The organism is Pedobacter psychroterrae (genome assembly GCF_004331695.1).
GTDB classification, from domain to species: Bacteria; Bacteroidota; Bacteroidia; order Sphingobacteriales; family Sphingobacteriaceae; genus Pedobacter; species Pedobacter psychroterrae.
The window spans coordinates 42,085-68,036 of the sequence record NZ_SJSL01000006.1 but is presented as its reverse complement, the minus strand read 5'-3'; the positions used below and the strand labels follow the sequence as shown (position 1 = coordinate 68,036).

General features: G+C 42.5%; 18 protein-coding genes, 1 tRNA gene and 1 pseudogene. 6 read left to right on the top strand and 14 right to left on the bottom strand.

From position 1 onward, the window contains the following. Positions 1 to 3: 3 nt before the first annotated feature. Together EZ437_RS17575 and EZ437_RS17570 are read right to left on the bottom strand one after the other, a co-directional pair. Positions 4 to 3,045: a SusC/RagA family TonB-linked outer membrane protein gene (locus EZ437_RS17575; RefSeq protein ID WP_131597378.1), complete on the bottom strand. Its 3,042-nt coding sequence runs from the start codon at positions 3,043 to 3,045 to the stop codon at positions 4 to 6. A gap of 86 nt (positions 3,046 to 3,131) precedes the next feature. Further along, entirely contained in the window at positions 3,132 to 3,284 is a 153-nt protein-coding gene (locus EZ437_RS17570; protein ID WP_131597377.1) for an inositol oxygenase family protein, read from the bottom strand. A gap of 152 nt (positions 3,285 to 3,436) precedes the next feature. Between EZ437_RS17570 and EZ437_RS17565 the strand changes: the two genes are divergently transcribed. The 3 genes from EZ437_RS17565 (at position 3,437) to EZ437_RS17555 (ending at position 8,378) form a co-directional block, all read left to right on the top strand. Then, positions 3,437 to 4,453: a LacI family DNA-binding transcriptional regulator gene (locus tag EZ437_RS17565; protein WP_131597376.1), complete on the top strand. Its 1,017-nt coding sequence runs from the start codon at positions 3,437 to 3,439 to the stop codon at positions 4,451 to 4,453. 115 nt (positions 4,454 to 4,568) lie between these two features. Then, positions 4,569 to 6,869 carry a GH92 family glycosyl hydrolase gene (locus EZ437_RS17560; protein ID WP_131597375.1) on the top strand — a complete coding sequence of 767 codons (2,301 nt, stop codon included), beginning with the start codon at positions 4,569 to 4,571 and terminating at the stop codon, positions 6,867 to 6,869. A gap of 45 nt (positions 6,870 to 6,914) precedes the next feature. Continuing rightward, a complete protein-coding gene (locus EZ437_RS17555) occupies positions 6,915 to 8,378 on the top strand; it encodes a glycoside hydrolase family 28 protein (RefSeq protein ID WP_225869612.1) in 1,464 nt (487 codons plus the stop codon). Positions 8,379 to 8,418: 40 nt separating this feature from the next. Here EZ437_RS17555 and EZ437_RS17550 read toward each other — a convergent pair whose 3' ends face one another. Then, positions 8,419 to 10,077, bottom strand: a complete 1,659-nt coding sequence (locus EZ437_RS17550) for a glycoside hydrolase family protein (RefSeq protein WP_131597374.1) — start codon at positions 10,075 to 10,077, stop codon at positions 8,419 to 8,421. Between the two features lie 166 nt (positions 10,078 to 10,243). Between EZ437_RS17550 and EZ437_RS17545 the strand changes: the two are divergent. The 3 genes and pseudogenes from EZ437_RS17545 to EZ437_RS17535 all read left to right on the top strand — a co-directional run bounded on the left by EZ437_RS17545 (position 10,244) and on the right by EZ437_RS17535 (position 12,525). After that, positions 10,244 to 10,550: pseudogene (locus tag EZ437_RS17545) on the top strand (DUF6266 family protein). Positions 10,551 to 10,648: 98 nt separating this feature from the next. Then, on the top strand, positions 10,649 to 11,428 hold the full coding sequence (locus EZ437_RS17540; RefSeq protein ID WP_205942744.1) for a LuxR C-terminal-related transcriptional regulator: 780 nt from the start codon (positions 10,649 to 10,651) through the stop codon (positions 11,426 to 11,428). A gap of 149 nt (positions 11,429 to 11,577) precedes the next feature. Further along, a complete protein-coding gene (locus EZ437_RS17535; protein ID WP_131597372.1) occupies positions 11,578 to 12,525 on the top strand; it encodes a pentapeptide repeat-containing protein in 948 nt (315 codons plus the stop codon). 25 nt (positions 12,526 to 12,550) lie between these two features. On the opposite strand, the gene EZ437_RS17530 is transcribed toward EZ437_RS17535, so the two are convergent. From EZ437_RS17530 to EZ437_RS17480, 11 genes are all read right to left on the bottom strand, one after another. Continuing rightward, positions 12,551 to 14,305 carry a HAMP domain-containing sensor histidine kinase gene (locus tag EZ437_RS17530; protein ID WP_131597371.1) on the bottom strand — a complete coding sequence of 585 codons (1,755 nt, stop codon included), beginning with the start codon at positions 14,303 to 14,305 and terminating at the stop codon, positions 12,551 to 12,553. A gap of 23 nt (positions 14,306 to 14,328) precedes the next feature. After that, positions 14,329 to 15,459 carry a sensor protein KdpD gene (locus EZ437_RS17525; protein ID WP_131597370.1) on the bottom strand — a complete coding sequence of 377 codons (1,131 nt, stop codon included), beginning with the start codon at positions 15,457 to 15,459 and terminating at the stop codon, positions 14,329 to 14,331. Positions 15,460 to 15,501: 42 nt separating this feature from the next. Beyond that, positions 15,502 to 16,572 carry a porin gene (locus EZ437_RS17520; protein ID WP_131597369.1) on the bottom strand — a complete coding sequence of 357 codons (1,071 nt, stop codon included), beginning with the start codon at positions 16,570 to 16,572 and terminating at the stop codon, positions 15,502 to 15,504. A gap of 8 nt (positions 16,573 to 16,580) precedes the next feature. Continuing rightward, the gene (locus EZ437_RS17515) at positions 16,581 to 17,147 is read right to left on the bottom strand and encodes a K(+)-transporting ATPase subunit C (protein ID WP_131597368.1); all 567 of its coding nucleotides are present in this window, start codon (positions 17,145 to 17,147) and stop codon (positions 16,581 to 16,583) included. Between the two features lie 21 nt (positions 17,148 to 17,168). Then, positions 17,169 to 19,199, bottom strand: a complete 2,031-nt coding sequence (kdpB, locus tag EZ437_RS17510) for a potassium-transporting ATPase subunit KdpB (RefSeq protein ID WP_131597367.1) — start codon at positions 19,197 to 19,199, stop codon at positions 17,169 to 17,171. Positions 19,200 to 19,222: 23 nt separating this feature from the next. Next, on the bottom strand, positions 19,223 to 20,941 hold the full coding sequence (gene kdpA / locus EZ437_RS17505; RefSeq protein ID WP_131597366.1) for a potassium-transporting ATPase subunit KdpA: 1,719 nt from the start codon (positions 20,939 to 20,941) through the stop codon (positions 19,223 to 19,225). 10 nt (positions 20,942 to 20,951) lie between these two features. Further along, a complete protein-coding gene (locus tag EZ437_RS17500; protein WP_084498241.1) occupies positions 20,952 to 21,029 on the bottom strand; it encodes a potassium-transporting ATPase subunit F in 78 nt (25 codons plus the stop codon). A gap of 263 nt (positions 21,030 to 21,292) precedes the next feature. Beyond that, complete coding sequence (locus tag EZ437_RS17495) at positions 21,293 to 23,230, bottom strand: KUP/HAK/KT family potassium transporter (protein ID WP_131597365.1); 1,938 nt, start codon at positions 23,228 to 23,230, stop codon at positions 21,293 to 21,295. Positions 23,231 to 23,292: 62 nt separating this feature from the next. Then, positions 23,293 to 25,374: a GAF domain-containing sensor histidine kinase gene (locus EZ437_RS17490; RefSeq protein WP_131597364.1), complete on the bottom strand. Its 2,082-nt coding sequence runs from the start codon at positions 25,372 to 25,374 to the stop codon at positions 23,293 to 23,295. 297 nt (positions 25,375 to 25,671) lie between these two features. After that, positions 25,672 to 25,848 carry a spore protein gene (locus EZ437_RS17485; protein WP_131597363.1) on the bottom strand — a complete coding sequence of 59 codons (177 nt, stop codon included), beginning with the start codon at positions 25,846 to 25,848 and terminating at the stop codon, positions 25,672 to 25,674. 28 nt (positions 25,849 to 25,876) lie between these two features. Next, a tRNA-Cys gene (locus EZ437_RS17480) sits at positions 25,877 to 25,950 on the bottom strand. Between the last annotated feature and the right edge of the window lie 2 nt (positions 25,951 to 25,952).

Genomic DNA, 25,952 nt, shown 5'->3' with positions numbered 1-25,952 from the left:
ATTTTAATTAAATGATACATTTAAACCAAAAAGAAAGGTTCTGGTTTTTGGATAAAAGTTATTGGTATCTACACCTGGCGCCAAACCACCCTGATTGATCTCTGGATCAATACCTTTATATCCGGTAATCACGAATAGATTGTTGGCAGTAGTGTAGAGACGCAACGAACCAACCCCTGGAATAATGTTTTTCTTAATGGTGTAGCCCAAAGTTGCATTGTCTAATCTCAGATAACTACCATTCTCCAGAAAGCGCGAAGAATACCTGTAAGAGTTAAAATCTGCTGTAGACTCATTTTCTACTTCAACAGGTATATTGGTAAATTGAGCAGTGTTAGGACGGAATAGGTCGGCACGGGTTACATTCATGATCTTGTTCCCCAAAACGGCTCTCATAAAAACACTGAGGTCAAAATTCTTATACCTTACATTGTTTGTCCAGCCAATCAAAGCCTTAGGTTGTGCATTACCAATTACGTAATAATCAGTTTTATTCAGTAAGCCCTGTGTCTTGATATTTCCTGCTGCATCGTAATATTGAGAAACTCCATTGGCATCTTTACCCGCATATTTGTAGGTAAAGAATGTTCCTATTGGCTGTCCGGGAGATAGAATCTGCAATGTTGCCCCGCTTTGTCCACCACCGTCAGGTTGAAAAATTAGCCTATCGTCGATTTTAAACTGGCTGTCTGAAAGTGTGAGTACTTTGTTGACATTGTGGGCAAGGTTGATTCCTGTAGTCCAACTGAAGTTATCATTACTCACCGGTGTACCATTCAGCACAATCTCAACCCCCTTATTACTTAATTTACCTACGTTGGCTGTTAGCTGGCCTGATGGGTAAAGGTTCTGATCAACGTCAAAACCAATGATCAAGTCTGTGGTTCTTTTATCATAAAAATCTACTGAACCGCCCAATCTTCCTTTAAAGATGCTGAAATCCATACCAATGTTTGCAGTAGCTGTTTTTTCCCAACGAAGATTCGGGTTCTCATTTTGAATAGCACCATACGCTCCTTCTCTAGGAGATCCGTTGTAATAAAACTGTCCCACTGCACCATAGATCAATTTTGTAGAAAGTGGAGCAAAGCCTAGCGAGTTTCCGGCGACACCATAACTTCCACGTAGTTTCAAGGTACTGATCAGGCTTTGATTTTTTAAGAAATCCTCCTGATCGAGGTTCCAGCCCGCACCAATAGAAGGAAAGTATCCCCATTTTTCGTTTTTACCGAATACGTTCGATCCATCTTTACGGATAGATCCTTGCAATAAATACTTATTTTTATAGTTGTAATTTACCCTTGCGAAGTCAGAAATTAATAGAATTTCCTGATAAAGGTATTCCGGGCCGTAGTTTACACGGAAATCAGTGACTGCATAAGGGTTACCTAAGCTCAGGTTGTAATAGCCTACCTGATTTATCGGAAAGTTCGTTGCGGAAGTCTGTAAACCATCGTTGTTCAATGATTGCTGATAAGAATAGCCGATTACTGCATTGATATCATGATCACCAAACTTTTTGTTCCAGGTCAGGTAAGTTTCAACGATCTTATTGGTATTCTGATAAGCGTTTCTCAAGGCCAAACCATCTTTACCCACCAGTGAAACAAAGGAAGGATTTGCCGGAGGGTCGGGTGTGTTCCTTACGTTATTGTATCTCGACGTATAAATGCTGTTGTAAAAAGCACCATATATGGTTTGGGTATTCTGATAAGAAGCCGCAACATCATAGGAGAAACCAAAAGGTAATTTAAGGTTTATAGTAAATGTTCCCAATATATTTTTAGTTTTCAGGTTCTCAGTTGCGTTCTCCAGCATGGAAACCGGATTGTAATAACTGGTCTGAATCAGGTTATCAAAATATGATCCATCAGGGTTTTTAACCGGCGATGTAGGCAGGTAAGTAAGCATCTGAGAAAGGACCGTATTACGGTAAGGTACCAAGTCGGCATCGCTGATCGAATTGCTAAGGTTCAGTCCAACTTTCAATTTGTCATTCAGGGCTTTTTGTTCAAGACCTATACGGCCGATGAAACGGTCCAGGTCGCTTGTCCTTACAATACCCTGTTGTTTGAAGTAATTCAAACTGGCATTGTAAGTAGTTTTATCTGTACCACCACTAAGCGAAAGGTTATGGTTTTGAGATATTGCATCTTTACGTTGCACTTCATTTTGCCAGTTGGTGTTGGCACCCTGATCATTGGCAGGTGTTAGGGCGGAGTTGTTTCTAGCCAGGAAAGCTTTCAATTGCTCAGCATTCATCATCTCGTACTGGTTGGATACATTCTCAACACCAAAATAAGTGCTGTAAGCAACTTGGGTTTGCCCTGCACTGCCTCGTTTTGTAGTTACCATGATTACTCCGTTCGCAGCCCTGTTACCATAAATGGCGGCAGCAGCGGCATCCTTCAACACGTCGATTGAAGCAATGTCATCCGGTGCCAGCAATGATATATCAGCACCAGGTACGCCATCTATAACGAATAAGGGCGATTGTGCACCCTCGCGCAGGGTAGATGCACCACGCATTACGATCGCAGCGTTGCGGTTAGGGTCGCCGCTTCGGCTGATGTTTAGTCCAGGAACCTTGCCCTGTAACATCTGTCCGACGTCACTAATGGCACCTTTGTTCAGGTCATCGCCTTTTATGCTGGATATTGAGCTTATCAGGGCTTTCTTTGTACTTTTACCATAACCTACAACAACAACATCGGATAGGTCTGTACTACCCTGGTTAAGTGTTATCGTGTAGGTTGCGGCATCGGTTACCACGATTTCTTTAGTTTCAAAACCGATAGATTTAACAGTCAGTACATCGCCTTTTTTTGCAGTAATGGTAAAAGCACCATCAGATCCGGTTGCGATTGCTTTCGAAGTTCCTTTTACTGAAACCGAAGTGCCGGGTAGCGGAAGGTTCTGGTCGTCTACTATCTTACCGGTAATTTTTCGTTCATTTTGTGCCAACGCTACATTGTAGGACTGACAAATTAACAATAGCAGCATACACAGGCAGCTACGCTGAAAAAGTCTATTAATTAATCTCATGGTTAGGTAAGTTTAGTTTCATATTTGGTTATTTATTATTGGTTTAAATTGCCTTTGATGCTTCAGGCGGCTATGCGCTACTGAAGCTAGAATTTGAGTGTTACAGGCAGGTATTTTGCTACAAGCTCCTGGTAATATGGCTTTAGCTCTTCCAAGCTTTTCTGGTCGTATTCCCATTCGTCCAGGTTATACAGAGGGCTGTTATTCTCCGCTGCGAAGCTGATTTGGTTCGTGCTCATTAGATTTATAATTAATCGTAATAATATATTTGGCTGGTTTCTGTTGGATAAAGTTGTAGTTTTGATTTGTTAGATTTTTATCTTTGAGCCGATTTATTTACTTAACCGATTAAGTAAATGAGCCCAAACAGAACCAAATTATATGTTGTAAAATGGGTAATATCACAATTAAAATGCTAGCCAAGCAGTTAAATTTATCTACAGCTGCGGTTTCAAAAGCATTGAGAGATAGTCATGAGATTAGCCCCACAACGAAGCAGCGGGTGCTGGATTTGGCTGCTATTCTAAATTATATTCCGCATCCGTATGCCGGAAGTCTGCGTGAAAAGAAAAGCAGGACCATTGCCGTGGTGATCCCTGAAGTCGCGGATAGTTTTTTCTCACTCGCTCTGAACGGGATTGAAGCTGTTGCGATAGAGAAAGGCTATCATGCCCTGATTTATCTTACACACGAAAATCAGGAACGCGAAAGGGAAATCTTGAAAGATCTGGAATCAGGAAGGGTGGATGGAGTGATCATGTCTGTAGCCATGAAAACAAATACCTTTGAGCATATTAGACTGTTACATCAGGCTGTACCACTGGTGTTTTTCGATCGGGTATGTGAGGAAATTAATACGGCGAAAATTACCACAAATGATTATGAATGCGGTTACCTGGCGACCAAACACCTGATTGAAGCTGGTTGTAAGAAGATAGTGCTTTTATCTGTTTCTGAATCACTCTCCATCAGTTCCAGAAGAATGCAGGGTTATAAACAGGCGCTGCTTGACCATCAGATGGATGAGACGCTATGCCGGGTTATTGATTACAATGAGGATCTGACGATGAACTATGACTTATTAATAGAGTTGTTAAAAAGTAAGGACAGACCTGATGGTATTGTCGCTACTGTAAGTAAAATGACAACGGAAATTTATCTGGCTTGTATGGAACGGGGTCTCAATATTCCGAATGATATTAAAGTAGTCTGCTTTTCCAATGATTCTAATGCACCTATATTCAACCCCTCCCTGACTACGATTACTCAACCTGCATTTGAGATGGGCAAACTTGCGGCAACAATCCTTTTTAAGGCATTGAAGAGAAACTCCATGGTTTTAAGCGACGAAAGTGCCGTAATTCCTTCGGACCTTTTAATTAGAGCGTCGACAGCTGGATTATTATAGTCGGCTAAAAACCAGTTTACGTAATCGATTAAGTAAATAAATATAGCCGATAGTGCCCGATTAAAAGGTAAAATTCTGATTTTGGAAAACTATAAACCAAATATTTACCCATTTGATGAGAGCTCCACACAGATTTATTTTTTATTTTTATCTGTTAGCTATGCTGCCGTTGGCCAGTCATAGTCAGACCAATGATCTGGTGAAATACGTGCAGCCTTTATCAGGCACCGCGGCAAGTACCACCATTTCAGCACTGAAGCATGGTGAAGACGGATCAGAGAAGTTTGCGAATACCATTCCGGCAGTAGGCTTACCCTTTGGGATGACGCAATGGACACCGCAAACGAGGACAACAGAAGTGAAGTGCCTGCCACCTTATTTTTATAGTGACAGCCTGTTAAGCGGATTCAGGGCAACGCACTGGATCAGCGGTTCCTGTACACAGGATTATGGCAGCTTTACTTTCATGCCCATTACTGGTAAGTTGCAAACCGAAGCTTCGGATTACGCTACCCCTTTTGCTCATAAGGATGAGGTGAGCACGCCCGCTTATTATAGCCTGAAATTGTCGGAATATAACCTGCAGACCGAGATGACGGCAACCTCACGTGCTGCGATGTTGCGGTTTACGGCGACAAAAACGGATAGTGTGTATTTGCTAGTTACCTCTAACAGTGATGAAAAACAAGGTTTTATTAAGGTCGATCCCAAACGGGGAGAGGTTTACGGTTATAATACGGTACACCGCATATACCAGGGATGGGGAAAGCCGGCAGGTTTCAGCGGTTACTTTGTAATGAAGGTAGAAAGGGTAGCTACTCGTACAGGTACTTTTAGTGAAGGGAGCGTGTTTTCAACAGATAGCATTATCAATCAGAAAGATATTGGCGCTTACCTTGGATTTAAACTTCAAAAAGGGGAACAGTTACGCATCAAGATAGGAACATCATTTTCCAGTATTGACGGAGCCAGAAAAAATCTGGAGGCCGAAATTCAGGGATGGGACTTTGACAGCCTTGCTGAAAAAAATAAACAAGTATGGGAAAAAGCTTTGGGGCAGACCCATGTTCAGACTTCAAGTGAAAAAGACAAAAGAATATTTTATACCGCACTTTATCATGTGATGCAACACCCCAGGTTATACAATGATATAGATGGCACCTATCCACGCTTTGCCGGTAACTATCAATTGAATAAATTGAGCAAGGGAAACTATTATGATGATTTCTCTATGTGGGACATTTACAGGGCGCATTTACCATTAATGGAGATCTTGCAACCTGGGTTGGTAAATGACTGGGCGCAGTCGATGGTATTAAAAGGTACGCAGGGAGGCTGGCTGCCTATTTTTCCGTGCTGGAACAGTTATACCTCCGCAATGGTAGGGGACCATGGAACTGCTTTCATCGCCTCGGCATACAACAAAGGCATAAGGGATTATGACGTGGATGAAGCTTACCGGCTGATGCGGCAGAATGCTTTTAAAGTTGCCGGTGATACTGATTATAAAAATGGAATGGGACGCAGGGCACTGAGTTCCTATCTTAAATACGGATATATCCCAATGCAGGATAGTGTGCAGGAAGCATTTCATAAGAAAGAACAGGTGAGCAGGACACTGGAATATGCTTATGATGATTATGCCTTAGCCGAAGTTGCCAAAGGATTGCGCAAAACCAGTGACTACAATATCCTGATGAAGCGTGCCGCGAACTATAAAAATGTTTTTGATCCCAAGGTAAAGATGATGCGGGGTAAAAATGAAGATGGGACCTGGTACAAGCCGTTTAAGCCGGATTCAAGAGCGCCCTATATTACTGAAGGTACGCCCCGACAATACACTTTTTATGTGCCCCAGGATGTACCCGGGCTTGCTGGCTTAATGGGAGGACGTCCACAGCTTGAAAAGGCCTTAGATTCTTTGTTTGCCAAAAAAGAATACTGGCATGGTAATGAACCCGGACATCAGATTCCCTTTATGTATAATTATACTTCATCGCCATGGAAAACTTCCAAACATGTACACCAGATTTTAAGTGAAGAATATAGCGATGGGCCCGGTGGCCTGAGTGGTAATGATGATGCCGGACAAATGTCGGCCTGGTATGTTTTCGCCGCAATGGGCTTTTATCCCTTAAACCCAGTTTCTGATGAATACCTTTTATCGGTGCCGTTATTTGATCATGTTAAAATTAAGCTGGCTGATAACCGGCTTTTTGAAATCGTCAGACACCAGAAAAATGACAAGGCTTCTTATATAAAGAGCCTGAAGCTGAACGGGAAACCTTATCCAAAAACATTTATCAGGTATGCGGACATAATCAAAGGAGGAAAATTGGAGTTCTTCATGGATGAACAGCCTTCCCAATGGGGTAAGGCGTCAAAAGACCAGCCGGCAGGTTTAAAAGGCCGGTAGGCTGTTGCTGATAAATTGTTTTTCAAAATATAAAAAGATATAAAAATGAATATAGCAAAGAGATGTGTAATGATTTTAAACATCATTCTGATGGCTGCCACACCTTTATTTGCACTGGTACTACCTTCGGAAGGTTTTGGTAAAGATTATAATATCATTACGTACGGGGCAGTGGGGGATGGCCGTAAAGATGATGCCGCAGCCATTCAAAAGGCGATTGACGCCTGCTCTGCTGCGGGGGGAGGTCGTGTAGTTGTGCCTTCGGGGAAAACATATCTTGCCGGACCTTTCAAGCTGAAGTCTTTCGTAGAATTTTATGTGGAAACCAACGCTAAAGTATTGGCTAACCCTGATGAAAAGGTATACACAGAAAGTGCCTTTCGTGCCAATAAAGGGGAAGGGACGATATGGATTGGCGGAGAAAACCTGGTGAATGTAACCATTAGTGGAAATGGGACTATTGATGGCAATGGGATCTCTTTTATGGGGGCTGAACTAGAAGATTCCTATGTGTTAAAACCATTTAATGTGATAGATCCAAGACCGCACATACTGACCATTGTGGGCGGTAAAAATATCAGGATCCACGACCTTACCATCAGGAACTCTGCTTATTGGACGGTCCATTTAATTGGTTGCGATGATGTGGTGATTGATAATATTACGCTTTTAAATAGCTTAAAAGTAAGGAACAGTGACGGGATAGATCTTGATCATAGTAAAAATGTCCGGATCAGTAATTGTTATATTGAGTCTGGGGATGATTGTATTTGTTTGAAGAACAGAAGGGAGTACGAAGAATTTGGTGCCTGCGAAAACATTACCGTAACTAATTGTACGATGAGTTCGCGCTCATGTGCAATTAAAATAGGTTCTGAAAACATGGACAGCATTAATAATGTAATCATCAACAATTGCATTATATCAAAAAGCAACAGAGGGATCGGTATTCAGAATAGGGACGAGGGAACGGTTTCGAATGTTATATTCTCGAATATCATTATTGATTCACACTTGTTTTCTGATGTTTGGTGGGGAAAAGCAGAACCTATTTATGTGACTGCCTATCCACGTGCAAAAGGAAACAATAAAGATGCCGGCTGGCGTTTTCCAAAAGGGCAAACAGAGGGGCGGGTAGGCGCGGTAACCGGAATTTATTTCAACAACATCAAATGCAGCAGTGAAAATGGTATTTATGTAGGCGCTGAGTCAGCCGAAAAAGTTTCCGGGGTTGTTTTTGATGGGGTAGATGTATTTATTAATAAAACCACAGCTATACCAGGTGGTGTTTACGACCGCCGGCCGAGCAATGTGGAGGGGCTGTTAAAAGCACGCACATCGGGCTTTTTTCTGGATAAGGCAAGTTACATCACCATACAGAATTGTGGGGTGACCTGGGGCGCAAACAAACCGGATTATTTTGCCGATGTTATAAAAAGTAATGAGGTTATTGGTCTAAAGACGATTAACCTGGAAGGGGAACCAGCATTTCCTGTTAAGAAGAACTAAGGTGAGTTTTCATCATCTTTTGTTGCCCCACAATCAAAAATTACTTTACTGGTACAAGCTTACCATGTAGGGTAACACGGTTTTCATTATCAGGATTAATGGTTATGGTAAAATCATATTCTTTCCCTTTTTCAAAAACAGCCTTAGATTCTAAATTCAGTTCTGTTTTTCCAAACGGTTTAATTGGAGGTATTATAGCACTTGCGAGTTCGGTCTGCTGGCCGTTGTCTATATAGGTTATCTTTAACTTGGTATCCTTAGCGTCTACCTGTCCAAAATTCTCAACTACTATTTTCACTCCAACACCTTTATCACCAGGAGTAAATATTGGCAAACGCGCTGACAGTATAGCCTCTATTTTGTTAATCCAAGGCAAAAGGGCATAACCAAAAACAAGGTTACCGGATTTGGTTTTACCCAATAGTTTAGCGGCGTAGCCGTCGTCGGAAATGTTTTTTCCCGCTACATTAAAGGTAATGACCATATCTTTACCAGCCTTCTCTGTTTTAACCACCTTAAAGCCACGGCCATAGTTTACCTCTTCTGATGCACCAAAATTCAAAGAAGTAAAATCAATATCTTTTTGCGGGTCAAAACCTTTTTCAGCCGCTATCTTTATGCGTACAGTTTTGGTAATGGCAGTAACGGGCGTCTTATCCAGAATGGTGATCAAACGCCCTGGCATCAATGGAATGGTAATGTTTTTTGAGCTATGGATATCACTACCCCTATCCAGATTTTTCTCTACATCAATAACTGCAAAATTGGCTTGAATGGCCCTACCATAAGTATCCTGAAAAACCCCCATGCGTTCATACTTCCACCAATCCTCCTTCGTGCCATCCGCATGCCTGGCGATTCCGGGCATATAGGCTTCTCCAGATTCTGTTTTCCAGTTCTGACCATCTTTTGAACGCAGATAATACGCTATCCGCCCATACCAATCATTTACAATAAGGTTATATTGTATATTGTCCCGCCAAACCACCGGGTCTTCGAAACTGCCTTTAATAGCTGGATAGGCACTTTTCTCCGAAATTTGGTTATAGGCGGATTCACCTGTTTGGCTAAACCACACACCACCACCACGGTTAACCATCAGATAGCTGCCATCTTCCCGCTGTGCGAAGACACAGTTCGACATGCCGTCCATAATGTTGCGGTCGCGGTTCTGAAAATCAAACTTTTTATAGGTCCATGGCCCCTCAGCACTGTCGCTTATATAATAACCATCTATTACATACACGATCCAGCGACCATCTTTCAGCTTGAAGCCCACAGAGTTGTGCCCCTTTCCAATAGTATCCCTTACCATAAAAGGACCAGTCATGTTATCAGCCGTTGCATGATAGAGCGTAGAGGCTGGCCAGGTATCATGACCTTTTGTTGAACTTTCAGGCCAACCAACTACAAACATATGGTACTTTCCTTTATCGTATTTAATATCTGCACACCAAAAAGACAATATTGAGTTTTCAATACCATTTTCAACATAACGGGGCAATACACCTTCAGAACCCCAGGTGTCCCGCCTTGCAGGTTTACCATTATTCTCCATAGGTAGGAACCTATCCATAAAACGTCCACCAAAAATAAGGCTTTTCCATGCTTCGGGGCGGGGCCGCTCTGTTGTTTGTGCAAAGACTCCAAACGGGAGTAAACAAAATGTTAGCAGTGAGGTTAATAATAGTCTTTTCATTAAATGATTGATTTGATCATTGTTTAACTGTTAACTCAAAGAAAAGCTATTTCTAAAAAATGTTATCTATGAAGTTATCAATTTATTAAGATATATTATCATACAATCAAGATAAATAGCATATTTATGAATAAACATGAAACCACATTTAATAAGTTAGGTGCAAATGAACGCGGCGGTACAGTACAATCTCGAAAATGCAGTTACCGGTGTGGCACCAAATTATTTGATGAACTATGTGAATGTGCTGCAAAGCCGCCGCAACTGATAAAGCTGTTTTTGTTGTCTACAATCCGGCTAAGCATGATTTTGTCGTGCAGATGGGTGGAGCTGTAAGGTCAGCTCTTGAATATGAGCTGTTATTGCCGGCAGATTATACCGGGGATACCGTGCATAGTTGGATAGCATTTATGAGCGCTGATGAAAAAGAGGTGTCGACGAGCCAGTATGTTGGGACGGTGATAGTAATGTAAACAACCTTTATTTTTGTTTGGTAGGTTGGTTGCTAATGTATTAGTATATATATTTAAGTACGATTAATACTGCACCCTCAACTAATTCTCGCTGAGATATGGAAAAACAAGACTCAAATTTTTACCTCACAGCTAAAAAATTTTGGAAAACTGTTGTAAATAAAGAAACAGCTGCAGATCCTGCTAAGCTACAGCAACAAATAGAGCTGCATAGAAGACTCTTGAATGTATTTCAGGCCGGGAACTATTTTTATTTCATTTTTAATATGTATTCTGGAGATACGGAATTGATAAGCCCCAGCGTTACAGAAATTTTGGGATACGATCCCGAAGAAATATCGGTAGCATTTATAATGGACAAGATGCACCCGGACGACAAGCCCTATTTCCTAAATTTTGAGTATAAGGTTGTAGCATTTTTTAAATCGTTGCCCTTTGATAAAATAGAGTACTACAAGGTTCAATATGATTATAGGGTAAAAGCAAAAAATGGTATTTATGTACGTCTGTTGCATCAAGCTGTTCAAATAGATTATGATAAAGACAATTTCTACCGGACATTGTGTTTGGATACGGATATATCCCATATCAAACCGAAAGGTGTGCCGTGCTTTTCCATTATAGGGCTTGATGGAGAGCCATCCTACTATAATATACAAGACACCGAAGTCTTTACCAAATCTTACGATCTGTTTACCAATCGAGAAAGAGAGATCCTGAAATGCATTATAGAAGGCAAAAACAGCAAAGAGATAGCTGACGAATTATATATAAGTCTGCACACCGTAAACGCACACAGAAAAAACATCCTTAAAAAAGCCCAGGCCAAAACTCCTGTAGATTTAGTAAGCAAAGCTATAAATGAAGGCTGGATATAGTTCTTCAAAATAGCTAAAGTTAGATGTTTCCCTGTAATTGACCGAAAACAACTATAAGTAGCGTTGATACAACCATAAGTATTTCTGTTTTTTTGATTCCGACAATGCGTCCGTATACCTTTGGCATATCGAAAAATAATAGATAGTCTATGTTAAATACAAAAATGATCGGTAATAGGATTGCCGAAGCACGAAAGAAAATAAATGTCTCCCAGGCCCAGCTTGCCGGTTTTCTATTTATCAGTCCACAGGCAGTTGGAAAATGGGAGCGCGGAGAATCAATGCCGGACATTACTACTTTTAACCGGCTCTCGGAAATTCTGGGTGTCGACCTAAACTATTTTTCAGAAAACTTCCAATCCGCCGGTGAAACAGTTTCAAAGATGCCCACTGACGGTATTGGCGATATTGATCAAACGGCAGAGGAAGTTTCTGATCTCTCCCGGTCGCAGGAGCGGCAGTTGCCGATAAACCTCACTGCGGTCAATTTGGAAGAAAGTGACTTCGCGGGTGTTATTTTGCACAAAGGAAAATTCAAGGCGAGTCCGCTACGCAAAGCCGACTTTACTGGTGCCGACTTGACCGGTACCTTATTTGAGGTCAGCAATGCACGTGAAGCCAATTTTGACGGTGCTAATCTTACAGACTGCATCTTTTCCATCACAGACCTTGCAGAGGCGAGCTTCCGCAAATCCATCCTTATAGGTACCGACTTCAACAAGTCGTTAATGGCGGGAACAAAATTCGCAGATGTAGCATTAATCTTTGCGAAGTTGACCATGACCGATCTTAGAAAAACAATCTTTAAGAACTGTATTTTTAACGGCGTGGATTTCAAATATTCCGACCTGCGGGGAATGCGTTTTGAGGGGCACACCTTCATCGGTGTTCAGTTTGACAAATCCGCACTGGACAATGTTTCGTTTACAGGAGCGACACTTAGGGACGTGTCATTCCGTTTGCCTTTTTCAGTAACCAACAAATCTTACCGTGCCTTTAAAACTGTGTGCTTTGACGGTGCTATAATGGATAAGCTAACCTATGCCAGACTTAAAGGTCTATGGGTTGTTGATTTGTCAAAGGTTACAATTATATAAAATGGTAAAATATTTAAAACCCAAACTATTCAACTATCGGGAGCAGGAAACAAAACCTGCTTCCTTCACCGATCTCGCTCTCTACCCAAATCTTCCCACCTTCTGCTTCAATAAAATCTTTGGAAATCGCCAGTCCCAGTCCAGAACCTGACTTGTTGTTACCATCAGTCGGTACCTGGAAATAGCGATCAAATAACCGTTTTTGGTACTGTGGCTCTATACCTTTTCCAAAATCCCGTACAGAGAACTCAATGTTATTCCCGCTTTCAATAATCTGGATAACCACTTTGGATTTTTGGGGACTATAACGCATGGCATTGGACAGGAAATTGACCAGCACCCAGGCAGTTTTTTCGGTATCTACGTTTACCGTTGGCAGGTCATTCCTTGAAACCAGTTCCAGCGCTATTGTTTTCTGTTCTGCTTGGAATCTGACAGCGTCCATCGCATAAATGGCAATCTTACGCGGATCGGACTTCACGAAATTCAGTTGCAGATTGCCGGTTTCCACCTGTGACAGGTCCAGCAGTTCGCTGGTAATCTTTAGCAAACGTCCGCAATCTTCTTTGATGTGCTGGATCAGTTCTTTCTGCTCTTTATTCATACCACCTACACGTTCGTCATCCAACAGCTTTAGACTCATCTTGATAGAGGAGATCGGCGTTTTGAGTTCATGTGATACAGTAGCAATAAAATTGGTTTTGGCCTCATCCAGTTCCTTGTATTCGGTTACGTTTTTAAGGATGTAGACTTCGCCTGCTGTTCTCATGGACTCTTTGATTACGTTGTCCTGTTGGTCGTCGAAAACAGGTACCAGGATCTCCCGGCGTTCCAGTTTAAAGTAAGATTCCTTACCGTCTGCATAGATCTTCATCGGTTTGGTATTACCACCTGATTGCATTAGGGTACTGAGCAGGTCATTTTTTTTCATGAGTTCCAGTGCGTCTGAGCCAATTACATCTCTCTCATTTAGATTCAGAAGCTGTCCTGCTACCTGGTTTAAAAACAGCACCTCATTTTTTTCATTCAAGCCAATGATCGCGTCCTGCATCTGTCCGATAATGGCTTCTATCCTCATTTTTTCAGACTGCAGTTTGGCCAGGTTACTGTTCTCCCATTTGTTGAGTTGCGCGGTCATGGCATTGAATTCTTCTGCCAGTACCGAGAATTCGTCGTTGCCCTTAAACTCAAGGCGCTGTTTGTAATTTTTCCGGCTGATGGCTTTAATCGCCTCAGAAAACTCTCTCAAAGGATTGGCCACAAAACCCGGGAAGTTTACACTAAACGAGAACAGGATAATGAAACATAGCGAGGCCGCAAATATCAGATAAGTAGCAGCCTTCTCTACGCTCGCCTGCGCAGCATCATTTTTTCTTACGATCGCCTGCATGTTGACCTCATCGATGACCCGGAGTTGCAGATGCATTTTACGGACCGCTGCCCGCTGGGCATCCAGACCCGCGTCTGGCATTGTTAATTCTGCATAGGCTTTTGCAAATGCAGCAACAGCCTCGCCCTCTCCCTTCTCAGTGATGTTTTTTTGTTCGAGCCGCAGCTGGGTGGCCAATTTATCTTTAGCGGTCTGGGCAAGTGGCAGCTCATAGTCATCCAGTATCGTCCGCATCTCCCGGGCATACCTCAGGCTTTCATAATTATCCTTCAGAATGACCTTAGAGCTGATCGAGATCTTGTTCATGTAATACAGGGATATGGCCCCGAAGAAGATGACCACCACGAATAAGAATCCGAATCCGAGGCGAAGTTTAGTTTTAATCTTCATGATTTTATAGTATTAATCTTTTATCAGGAAAGGATCACCAGATCCCGCTCCGTTTCAGATATGTTTTTTAAAAGTTTGTTAAAAATAGCCGTACGCATAATCACCTGGAACAGATTTAGATGTGGTTTTCCGATGCAGATCGTCGTGATCTCTTTTTCGGATGCGATCCTGGTAATCGTTCCTGTCACATCTTCACTTTTTACCTTGAGTACTTCTGCCCCAAGCTCGGTCGCAAGTTTAAAGTTATTGATCAGGTGCCGCTGAAGGTCTAGTTTGATCCTATCACCACCTTCATGGCTGCGCTGCACGTACAGCACAATCCAGGGCGACCGGTAATAAGAGGCCAGTCGGGCTGTTTTGCGGATAATGATCTTTGCCGTTGCATGATTCGTCGAGATGCAGGCCAGGAACTTCTCAGGACGGAGCTTGATCTGCTTGGGAACCTCCACATTGATCTTTCTTTCCAGGTGGTGTGCCACTTCCTTCAGGGCAAGCTCCCTTAGCTGGAGTATCCTTTCTGGCTGAAAGAAATTATCCAGCGCACGCTTGATTTTAGTGTCGTCATAGATCTTTCCCTCCTTTAGGCGGTCTATTAGCTCATCAGCAGTTAAATCTATGTTTACTATTTCATCAGCTGTTTCCAGGATCTTATCCGGTATGCGCTCGGTGATCGGGATACCGGTAATGGTCTCTATCTCCTCGTTCATACTTTCCAGGTGCTGAATATTTACAGCCGAGATCACGCTGATCCCAGCATCAAGAATGTCGGCCACATCCTGCCAGCGCTTACCGTTCTTGCTGCCTTCCACATTGGTATGGGCCAGCTCATCGACGATCACCACCTCTGGATGTTTATTGATGATCGCCTGAACATCCATCTCTTCCAGTTCTTTGCCTTTATAAAAGATCTTTCTCCTTGGAATCAACGGGATACCATCTAAAAGCGCATGTGTTTCCGCCCGGTTATGCGTTTCAATATAGCCGATCTGCAGGTCGATACCGTTTTTCAACAGTGCATGGGCTTCCTGCAGCATGCGGTAAGTCTTGCCTACACCTGCACTCATACCAATATAGACTTTAAATTTCCCACGCCTGGATTTTTTAACCAGGTCAAGGAATTTTCTTACAGATCCTGCTTTATCGTCCTGTTCCATTATTTGTTAAATTTACCATTCAATTATAACATATCCATAGTCTTAAAATGATACCGCTATACTTGCTGTAACCGCCGCATTGTTATCCGCCGGATTGTCACTTCGCACAAATATTTTGTCCTTGCTGTTGTACATTTTTCCTTCCAGCCTGATTACTGCATTGCTGATTGGGACATAATCTAAGTTCAAAGAATAACCTGTTGTTTTAAAGCCATTTGTTGTTCCGGTAGCAATTAATACCCCATTTTTGTCTTCATAATATTCTACTCTTCCAGCCACAGTCCATTTGCTGTTGATCTTGTACCGGGCAATGGCTACCGGCGACAATATTTCATTTTTATCGTCGCTTCCTTTTGCTTTTTGCTGTGTTCCATAATCAAAACCGACTGTCAGACCAAACTGGTCAGTCAGCTGAATTATACCATATACATTGTGATAAAAGCGTCTCACACGGACTGAATCTGCACCTTCTGTTCCAAGGTAATTGCTGTAATTGACCGTGATTTTTCCTGTGGGCTTCCAGGTCAGCTGCAATCCGCCTGCTGGTTGGCTGTTTCCGTTCTGGCGTGTTATCCTCTGCCATCCGTTCAGGTAAAAAGCTATCGCTGTCAACTTTCCATCATCAGTACTATAAGTGATTTTTGCACCTGATTCATAGTAAGGTGTGTTTTCGGAAGAAATGTTCCTTGTCAGCACCCAGCAGTCTTTAGATATTGCACTTTCAAAACCAATATGTGAGGAGAAGATGCCCGCATCCATCCACAGGTTGCCAGATTTGGCAAGTTTCAATCCTGCATTGGCTTCAAAGATATTTTGCAATACACCAGGCTCTGCTGTAAGATTCGCATTGGCATAGGTGCCAGCCATCAGCGCAAGATTTGCCCTGATCATTCCGTTTTCGTAGCTACCTTTAATAAAACCGAGGTTCAGGTTTATTTCATTGTGGCGGTTGTGGGAATAGATAAATCCTGGTCTGTTGTTATCGGCGGGCTTATTAAAGTCATATCCAAAATAAGTTTCCAGGTAACCGCTTACTTTGATCTTCGGCTCTTCCTGTCCGTAGGCAATTGATCCTGTTGTTAATGCTGCAGTTAATATGAGTAGTTTTTTCATTTGATTATTTATTTCTTTAATTCATCCAAAGCAAGGTTCAGTTTCAGTACATTCACTGATGTTGGGCCAAACAAGCCCAACAATGGTCCCTGAGTATTTTTAACCACCAGCTCTGCAACTGTTTTTTCATCTAACTGACGCGCAACGGCAATTCTTTTAATCTGGATAATGGCCCCCTGTTCGGAGATATTCGGATCGAGACCACTTCCTGAAGCGGTAACCATATCCGCTGGTATGTCTGCCTTTTTAATGGTCGGATTGTATTTTAGCAAAGTGTCAATACGGTCAGATACCTGTTGCAGGTAATCCGAATTTGACGGACCTTTGTTTGAGCCTGCAGATCCTGCAGCGTTATAATCTACAGCAGATGGCCTGCCCCAGAAATATTCAGGTTTGGTAAAGGACTGGCCAAGCAGGGCATAGCCCACAACTTTTCCGTTTGTAGTGATCTTTTCACCACCCCCTTTACCTTTGGAAAAACCTCCGGCAAAAGCAACAATGAGCGGATAGATGACGCAAAGCAGTACCATTAAAACTGCGGTTAAGCGTATGGATTGTAAGATATATTTTTTCATGTTTTCTATATTTTTAAAAGCTTATACAAATAGGCCTACCAGTAAATCGATTATTTTGATACCGATGAAAGGTGCGATTACTCCACCCAAACCATAGATCAGCAGGTTCCTGCGCAATAAAGCACTGGCGCCGATTGGTTTGTATTCGACACCTTTCAGTGCCAATGGGATCAGGATCGGGATGATGATCGCATTGAAGATCACCGCCGAGAGGATCGCACTTTCAGGGCTGTGTAATCCCATGATGTTCAGGCTTTGCAAAGCTGGTATCGAAGCGATGAACAAAGCCGGTACGATAGCGAAGTATTTGGCTACATCATTGGCGATGGAGAAGGTTGTCAGCGTACCACGGGTGATCAAAAGCTGCTTACCGATCTCAACAATCTCGATCAGTTTGGTCGGGTCATTGTCCAGATCCACCATATTGCCAGCTTCTTTAGCAGCTTGCGTACCGCTGTTCATGGCTACACCTACATCAGCCTGGGCAAGGGCGGGGGCATCGTTGGTACCGTCACCCATCATCGCAACCAGCTTGCCAAGGGCCTGTTCTTCCTTGATGTAGTTCATTTTATCTTCAGGTTTAGCTTCTGCAATGAAGTCATCCACACCGGCTTTTTCTGCAATGAATTTTGCTGTAAGCGGATTATCACCGGTTACCATTACAGTCTTTACACCCATTTTGCGCAGGCGCTCAAACCGTTCGCTGATACCGGGTTTAATAATGTCCTGCAATTCGATAACACCCATGGTTTTTTCGTTGACCGATACCACGAGCGGGGTACCTCCATTGCCGGATATTTTTTTGACCTGTTCTTCTGTTTCCGGAGGAAATGGATTGCCCGCCAGCAATACTATATTACGGATGGAGTCAAATGCACCCTTACGTGTTCTCTTACCATCTGCGGTATCCAGACCGCTGGAACGTGTCTCAGCAGTAAATTTGATGAACGTAGATCCTGCAGGAGCAGGCATCACTTTGTGTCCTTGTACCACTGCCAGCTCAATGATAGACTTACCTTCGGGGGTTTCGTCTGCCAATGAACTCATCACGCAGGCTTCAATAAAGTCTTTAGTGTCTATGCCCGGCGCAGGATAAAAACTGGTGGCTTTACGGTTACCGATAGTGATCGTACCCGTTTTATCTAACAGCAATACGTCGATGTCGCCTGCTGTTTCGACCGCTTTACCCGATTTGGTAATGACATTGGCCCTTAATGCTCTGTCCATACCCGCAATACCAATGGCCGAGAGCAGGCCACCGATAGTGGTAGGGATCAAACACACAAACAGTGAGATCAGCGAAGCAATTGTGATTGGAGTATTCGCGTAATCTGCAAATGGCTTTAAAGTCACACATACAATAATGAATACCAGGGTGAAACTTGCCAGTAAAATGGTCAAAGCAATCTCATTAGGCGTTTTCTGACGGGACGCACCTTCTACCAAGGCAATCATTTTATCCAGAAAACTTTCGCCTGGCTGGGTATTAACCTGTACTTTGATCTGGTCTGAAAGGACTTTAGTGCCGCCGGTAACGGATGATTTATCACCACCCGATTCCCGGATGACCGGAGCAGATTCTCCGGTAATGGCAGATTCATCAATGGTAGCAATACCTTCAATGATCTCACCGTCTGTCGGAATGGTGTCACCAGCTTCACAGACGAATACATCTCCTTTTTTAAGTAATGAAGAAGAGCGTATTTCTACTTTTCCATTAGACAAAACTACTTTGGCTGGCGTTTCTTCTCTTGTTTTTCTTAAGGAATCCGCTTGTGCTTTACCTCTTGCTTCAGCAATCGCCTCAGCAAAATTGGCGAAAAGCACCGTTAAGAGCAGAATAAGAAAAATAATAAAATTGTATGCAGGGGAACCTTGTCCGGTATTACTCATCGAATACACCGTTACGTAAGCCATAATCAGGGTTCCGATCTCTACGGTAAACATGACCGGGTTTTTGATCATGACCCTTGGATCAAGCTTGATGAAGGATTGTTTTAATGCTGTTTGCACTAAAGCAGGTTCAAATAATTTATTTGATGATGTTTTCATCTGGTTGTTTATTTATCTAAGTATTATTTAAGCATGGTAAAATATTCTGCCAGTGGACCTAAGGCCAGGGCAGGGAAATAAGAAAGTGCATTCAGCACGATGATCACTGCAAAGGTCATCAGTGCGAAAGTCATGGTGTCTGTTTTCAAAGTACCGGCAGATTCAGGAATATATTTTTTAGATCCCAGTAAACCTGCTATGGCGACAGGGCCAATAATTGGCAGGAAACGCCCAAGCAGCAAAACAAAACCAGTAGCCACATTCCAGAATATGTTGTTATCACCCAGGCCTTCAAAACCTGATCCGTTATTGGCATTGGACGAAGTCATCTCGTATAGCATCTCTGAGAAGCCATGAAAGCCTGGGTTATTTAACCAATTCTTTGGTTGTACTGCCCATGCGGCCTCACCGTGTGTGGTAAATACGTAACTAGCAATTGCTGTTCCGGATAAGATCAGAAATGGACTTAAAAGCGTGATCAGCGCAGCGATCTTAACCTCGCGCGCCTCTACTTTATGACCGAGAAACTCTGGCGTTCTTCCCACCATCAGTCCTGATATGAATACCGCAAGGATCAGGTAGATGAAATAGTTCAATACTCCTACACCACAACCACCATAAAAGGAGTTAATCATCATACCCAGCAGCTGCCACAAGCCGGTCAGCGGCATTGTACTGTCATGCATACTGTTTACCGAACCAGTCGAAATGATGGTCGTAACTGTACTCCAGTATCCGGATATAGCAGGCCCAAAACGAACCTCCTTACCTTCCATAGCGCCTGTAGCTTGTGAGATACCCATTTTTGCGATTGCCGGGTTTCCACCAAGTTCAGAGCTTACGGTTGGGATCAACAGGAGCAACATGCCAATGGTCATGACACCAAAAATTACCCAGGCCAGTTTACGTCGTCTGATGAAAATACCAAAGGCGATCACCATCGCAATAGGAATGATTACCTGTGCAATAAGTTCAACGATATTGGTAATGTAATTCGGATTTTCCAGCGGGTGCGAAGAGTTCACTCCAAACCAGCCACCACCATTAGTACCTAAGTGTTTGATGGCAATAAAACCGGCTGCCGGACCTCTGGATACATTTACCGTATCACCTTGGACCGATATAAATTGATCTTTACCCTCATAGCTACTTGGGGTACCGTTAAATGCAAGAATGATTGCCATAACCAGTGATAAAGGAAGCAGCAGACGGGTGATAGATTTAATAAAGAATTCCCAGAAATTACCCAGTTGGGTGCTTGTTTTATCACGGAATGCTTTAAAGAAGACCACAGCCGCTGCGATACCTGTTGCTGCACTTACAAACTGGAGAAACATCAATACAAAATGCTGGGTCAGATAGGTCACACCAGATTCTCCTGAGTAATGCTGCAGATTGCAGTTCACCACGAAACTAATAATGGTATTAAAGGAAAGATCTGGTGTCATGCCTGGGTTGCCATCAGGATTGAGCGGCAGTTTATCCTGGTATATCAGGACAAAAAATCCGTAAACTAACCAGACCAGATTTATGGTTAGCAGTGCTTTCATATGTTGCTTCCAGTTCATCTCTTCTTTAGGGTTAATACCGGAGAGTTTATAGATTCCGGATTCAATAGGTTTTAAAAAGTCAGTCCAGACTTTTTCTCCGGCAAATACCTTAGCCAGGTACTTGCCCAGAGGAATAGCGATCACCAGTGTGAGCCCATAGGTGGCTATGATTCCAAGTAATTCAGTGTTCATGAGTGTTTAATTAAAATTTTTCGGGTTTGATCAGCACGTAGATCATGTAAATGAAGACGGCGATGGCGATAATGAATAATGCGGTCATAATTTTTAGATTTTTTCGAACCAGTCAATGGATTTGTAAACCACCCAGACAAGGATCAGCAGGGCCAGAAATAGTAGGATTGTTAGCATGATATTTTATTTTATAATCACGCTAATGCCAATAGCGGTGCCACACTTTTAACTCAATTCACAATTACTTGTAAATCAATATATTGAAGTGAAAAATAATAAAAAATTTGGCTTTTACATAAAAATACCCTTCCATTTTGGAAGGGTATTTATCATATTGGAGTTAGTCCCCGTCTATTTGATTCTTTTCATTTGGATCGGATCAGGAATATCTACGATCAGGGGAACCTGCTCAATACTCACAAAACTGGAATCCAGTCCGAAACCTCTTCTTTCGGAGATGCCCAGGAATTTTAAAACCCTGTGGTAAGATATGGTGACTCTCTCTATAAAAGGCAGGCTGCTAGAATTGGAAAGGATTTTTTCAATCACCACAAAACGGAAATCTCCGGGTATCTTTCTTTCATGTAGTGATTTGTATTTACTGGTAATATCTATTTCACCACTTTTTACGAGCTCTTCCACCACTTTTCTAAATAACAGATTCACCCGTTGCTCCACCCTGAAACCCAGCCTGAAATCAATACGGATCAGCTTTCCGGGAATCATATGGTCTACTTCGTATTCCATGGTATAAGGTTCGTCAGTCACATCGACGTGCAGTATCCAATAGACATCCGCTCTTTTTGGCTGCTTTTGAACAATAGAATAAATCACCGAGGATTCTATCTCCGTATTGAAATTAGCGCTGGTAAGATAAACCAGATTGGAAGCATATTTGGCAATACTTTCATCAGCACTGATACTTTTGATTAAAGGATAAAACTCTTCTATGTCTACAAATTTCATATACCTGTTCCTGATCCTGCGGCCATTGTGCCAAGCCCACATGACAGAAAAAAGTATCATACCCAGAATTAGCGTAAACCAACCACCATGTGCTATTTTTGCTGCGTTTCCGGCAAGAAAAGTCAGCTCGATCATGCCATAAATAACCAGAAATATGATGATCAGGTACATTGGCACCCTTTTGCGCATTAAAAATATCGATATTAGGATGGTGGTCATCAGCATGGCTACGGTGATGGAAAGCCCGTAAGCCGCCTCCATGTTCACCGATTTTTGAAAGATCAGAACCACGATTAGACAACCTGCCCATAATATCCAGTTCATAGAAGGTACATACAGCTGGCCTTTTTGCTCGCTCGGATAATTGATCTTCACCTTAGGCCAGAGGTTCAGTCTTACAGCCTCGGCAATCAACGTGAAGGAACCTGAGATCAACGCCTGACTGGCAATTACTGCTGCAACCGTTGCGATCCCTATGCCATAGATCAAAAACCAGTCCGGCATCAAATGGTAAAATGGATTAACCTCATTAAGATGAGTTCCCTGAAGTTTCCAGAGCCATACACCCTGACCCATATAGTTTAAAACCAGGCAGACCTTTACATAGATCCAGCTGATCCTGATGTTCGAGCGTCCGCAATGGCCCAGGTCGGAATACAGCGCTTCAGCTCCGGTAGTACATAAAAATACTGCGCCAATAATCAGGAAGGCTTCCGGGTTAGTGGTTAAAATGTGGTAAGCATAATAAGGATTGATAGCCTTTAATATTTCGGGTAATTCGATTATATAGGAAATGCCGAGCACTGCGATCATGGTAAACCAAAGCCACATAACCGGACCAAATGCTCTACCGACCAGTGAAGTCCCATATTGCTGCAGGACAAACAGTAGCGTAATGATCGATAGTACGATCGGTACGGTCGGAAGACCTTTGTAAACCAGGTCCAGTCCTTCAATGGCGGCTGACACGGTAACTGCCGGGGTCATGATCCCATCGGCCAGCAGAGCCGCCCCACCGACCATAGCCGGAATGATCAGCCATTTTGCCTTGCGTTTGACCAAAGAAAACAAAGAAAAAATACCACCCTCACCTTTATTGTCTGCCTGCAGGGTGATTACCACATATTTAAGTGTGGTCTGCAGGGTCAGTGTCCAGAAAATACAGGATAGTCCTCCAAGGATCAGGTCTTTGGTAATTAGGCGCTCGCCTATTATCGCTTTAAAAACATAAAGCGGCGAGGTACCTATGTCTCCATAAATGATACCTAAACTGATTAATAAGCCTGCGGCGCTTAGTTTCTGGATGTTTTTATGATGACCCATGATCTTGAAATAATTGGGCAAATGTATCAATTATATGATAGCAAGAAGCATTAAGTAAGGTTTTATAGCATAAATGCTATTTTGAATGTGGTTCCCTTGTCCACTTCACTCTCCACTGTTATCTTACCATGCAGTTGCTCAACCTGCATCTTGACCATATACAAGCCCATACCTTTACCCTCTATATGCGGATGAAAGCGTTTGTACAATCCAAATAGCTGACTCTGATGCCTTTCCAGATCAATGCCTATCCCATTGTCACTAAATTCAAGGATCAGTTTGCCTTTTTCAATTTTACTTGACACATGGATCATTGCTGGGGTATCCGGCTTGCGGTATTTAATGCTGTTTAAGATCAGGTTATAGAATATACTGTGTAGATAACTTTTGAAAGTATGTATACGCCCAATTTCCGAAAAATTGCTGGTCAGTTCGGCTTTCCCGGCAGTAATCAAATTGGCGATACCAATCTTGATATCCGTCATGAGTTCCTCAAAAGTCACAAGTTCTTTCTTCTCATCGATCTTACGGTTCATGTTCAGGATTAAATTCAGGTCTTTAATGACGTAGTCCAATTTATCGGTTGATTCGTTAAGCGCATCAAAAACTTCTTTTCCGTCCGGACCTAAAGTGGAATGTTCCAGCAATCCGATGAGTGAAATGATATTGGCTAAGGGAGCCCTTACATTGTGGGAAACAACATAGGAAAACTGTTCCAGGTCCTTATTGCGCTGTGTCAGATCAGTAATCATTTTTATCCGTTCCAGTTCAGCATGTTTTTGATCGGTAATGTCATGGGCTACCCCGTGAAGTCCTATTACCTTTCCCCGTTCATCAAATTCGTATTCACCTTGTGAAAATATGTACCGTACAGAGCCATCATCACTGCGGATGATCCTGTGATAGATTGCCGAACTGCTTAAAGAGCTTTTAGCTTCGCCTACGATAGCCATCACATGCCGCAGATCGGCAGGGTGGATCATCTCCATCCATTTGTCATAATGGTGCTTGTTGTCATCAATTGCGAAGCCGTATATCCTGCACAGTTCTTCTGACCAGGTAGAGATGTTGGTAGCAAAGTCGATCTCAAAGCTTCCTACATGAGCGATCGACTGGGCCTGCTTTAGCCTGATTTCCGAATCCCGGTTTTTCTTTTCGGTGCGTTCTCTTGACCGCTCGCGTTCAAAAACATTCATGGCAAAAGAGATATCGGCCACCACTTCTTCCAGAAGACGGCACTCCTGTTCGTCGAAAAAGTCATATTTAGACGCATAAAGGTTTAGGGAGCCAATGGTTTTCCCGTTTTTTTTAATCGGAAGGATCATAAACGACTTTATACCGTTGACATCCGCAAAGCGTTTCCATTCGGGCAGCATCAATTCAGATATGTTATTACATATAAATGGTTCTCCGTTTATAAGAACTTGGTACATTGGCCCGGTTTTGCTGAATTTAGCATTCTTAAAATTTTGCAGATATTGTATGTCAATTCCTGTGCTTTCAGAAAGATCTATTTCAGTTCCTTCTTCATTAAAAAAACCAATCCAGGCCATCTGAAATTTTCCACATTCAATAGCTATCCGGCAGGTTTCCTTAAGTACACTGTTTTGGTTTTCAGCATGAACAATGGCCTGATTGATCTGGCTGATAAATGCATACAGTCTGTTGGCATTGTTCATCTTCTCTATTGCATGTACATTTTCTGATACATCCCGGAAATTATCAACAATGCCACGAATATCTGGATCATGCAGCATATTGGTAACCACAGCTTCGTACCAGTGCCAGGTACCGTCCCCATGCATCATTCTGCCGGTATGCCCCCTGACGGGGACACCTGGATTTGCCATCACTTCGGCCATTACTACATGCAATCCCGCTATGTCATCCGGATGAGCTAAGGCCATTACATCCAGGCCATTTGCTTCTTTGACAGTATAACCCAAGACTTTGAAGATTGATGCCGAGGCATGGACCAGTTTGCCACTATCGTTGATTATCACCACTGCATCACCAGCATTTTCCAGAAGTGTTTGATACTTGCGCCTGGACTTTCTCAGCCTGACCCTCAGGTAAAGTATGCAGATAAGTAACAGTAAAGCTGTTCCGGCTATCAGATATATTTTGGGATGAATATGGAGCATCGGACGACAATGATTAGGTGTACTCTACCGGAAGACAGATAAAGATACAAAAATTTAATTGTCAAATTTTCTCGGAAAATAAGTAAGTGTAACCATGAAATATTACTGCAGAACGTTGACCGTTCCACGGATGATGCCATTGTTGTTGGCAAAGTTGATTAGACTTATATTTCGTCTGAGGAGATCAAATAGCGTATTTATCGAAAAGATAGGATAAAATAGACGTGGCATATCTTAAACATAAAAAAGCACCTCTGCATGACAGAGGTGCCTTATACTTTTAAGCAGAAATAAAGCTTATGCTTTTGTAGTAAGTTGCAATAAAACCGCGTTGTTTTTAGCCAACTGATCTGTAGTAGATTGTCTTGAGCGACTGCCTAACTCAATGTTAGTAGCTAATTTCAAGTTTTTCACATCTAATTTTGCGAAAGTTTTATTTCTTCTGTCTTTTCTTTTTAATCTGGTAACTGCCATGTCAATATTTTTTATTTATTATAAAATCTGGAGGTCGAGAGCGGATTCGAACCGCTGTAGGAGGTTTTGCAGACCTCTGCCTAGCCACTCGGCCACTCGACCCT

What these genes read in the sequence shown, in the direction of transcription:
- EZ437_RS17575 (WP_131597378.1), bottom strand. Translation starts at nt 3,045, where the DNA reads ATGAGATTAATTAATAGACTTTTTCAGCGTAGCTGCCTGTGTATGCTG.
- EZ437_RS17570 (WP_131597377.1), bottom strand. Translation starts at nt 3,284, where the DNA reads ATGAGCACGAACCAAATCAGCTTCGCAGCGGAGAATAACAGCCCTCTG.
- EZ437_RS17565 (WP_131597376.1), top strand. Translation starts at nt 3,437, where the DNA reads ATGGGTAATATCACAATTAAAATGCTAGCCAAGCAGTTAAATTTATCT.
- EZ437_RS17560 (WP_131597375.1), top strand. Translation starts at nt 4,569, where the DNA reads ATGAGAGCTCCACACAGATTTATTTTTTATTTTTATCTGTTAGCTATG.
- EZ437_RS17555 (WP_225869612.1), top strand. Translation starts at nt 6,915, where the DNA reads ATGAATATAGCAAAGAGATGTGTAATGATTTTAAACATCATTCTGATG.
- EZ437_RS17550 (WP_131597374.1), bottom strand. Translation starts at nt 10,077, where the DNA reads ATGAAAAGACTATTATTAACCTCACTGCTAACATTTTGTTTACTCCCG.
- EZ437_RS17540 (WP_205942744.1), top strand. Translation starts at nt 10,649, where the DNA reads ATGGAAAAACAAGACTCAAATTTTTACCTCACAGCTAAAAAATTTTGG.
- EZ437_RS17535 (WP_131597372.1), top strand. Translation starts at nt 11,578, where the DNA reads ATGTTAAATACAAAAATGATCGGTAATAGGATTGCCGAAGCACGAAAG.
- EZ437_RS17530 (WP_131597371.1), bottom strand. Translation starts at nt 14,305, where the DNA reads ATGAAGATTAAAACTAAACTTCGCCTCGGATTCGGATTCTTATTCGTG.
- EZ437_RS17525 (WP_131597370.1), bottom strand. Translation starts at nt 15,459, where the DNA reads ATGGAACAGGACGATAAAGCAGGATCTGTAAGAAAATTCCTTGACCTG.
- EZ437_RS17520 (WP_131597369.1), bottom strand. Translation starts at nt 16,572, where the DNA reads ATGAAAAAACTACTCATATTAACTGCAGCATTAACAACAGGATCAATT.
- EZ437_RS17515 (WP_131597368.1), bottom strand. Translation starts at nt 17,147, where the DNA reads ATGAAAAAATATATCTTACAATCCATACGCTTAACCGCAGTTTTAATG.
- kdpB (WP_131597367.1), bottom strand. Translation starts at nt 19,199, where the DNA reads ATGAAAACATCATCAAATAAATTATTTGAACCTGCTTTAGTGCAAACA.
- kdpA (WP_131597366.1), bottom strand. Translation starts at nt 20,941, where the DNA reads ATGAACACTGAATTACTTGGAATCATAGCCACCTATGGGCTCACACTG.
- EZ437_RS17500 (WP_084498241.1), bottom strand. Translation starts at nt 21,029, where the DNA reads ATGACCGCATTATTCATTATCGCCATCGCCGTCTTCATTTACATGATC.
- EZ437_RS17495 (WP_131597365.1), bottom strand. Translation starts at nt 23,230, where the DNA reads ATGGGTCATCATAAAAACATCCAGAAACTAAGCGCCGCAGGCTTATTA.
- EZ437_RS17490 (WP_131597364.1), bottom strand. Translation starts at nt 25,374, where the DNA reads ATGCTCCATATTCATCCCAAAATATATCTGATAGCCGGAACAGCTTTA.
- EZ437_RS17485 (WP_131597363.1), bottom strand. Translation starts at nt 25,848, where the DNA reads ATGGCAGTTACCAGATTAAAAAGAAAAGACAGAAGAAATAAAACTTTC.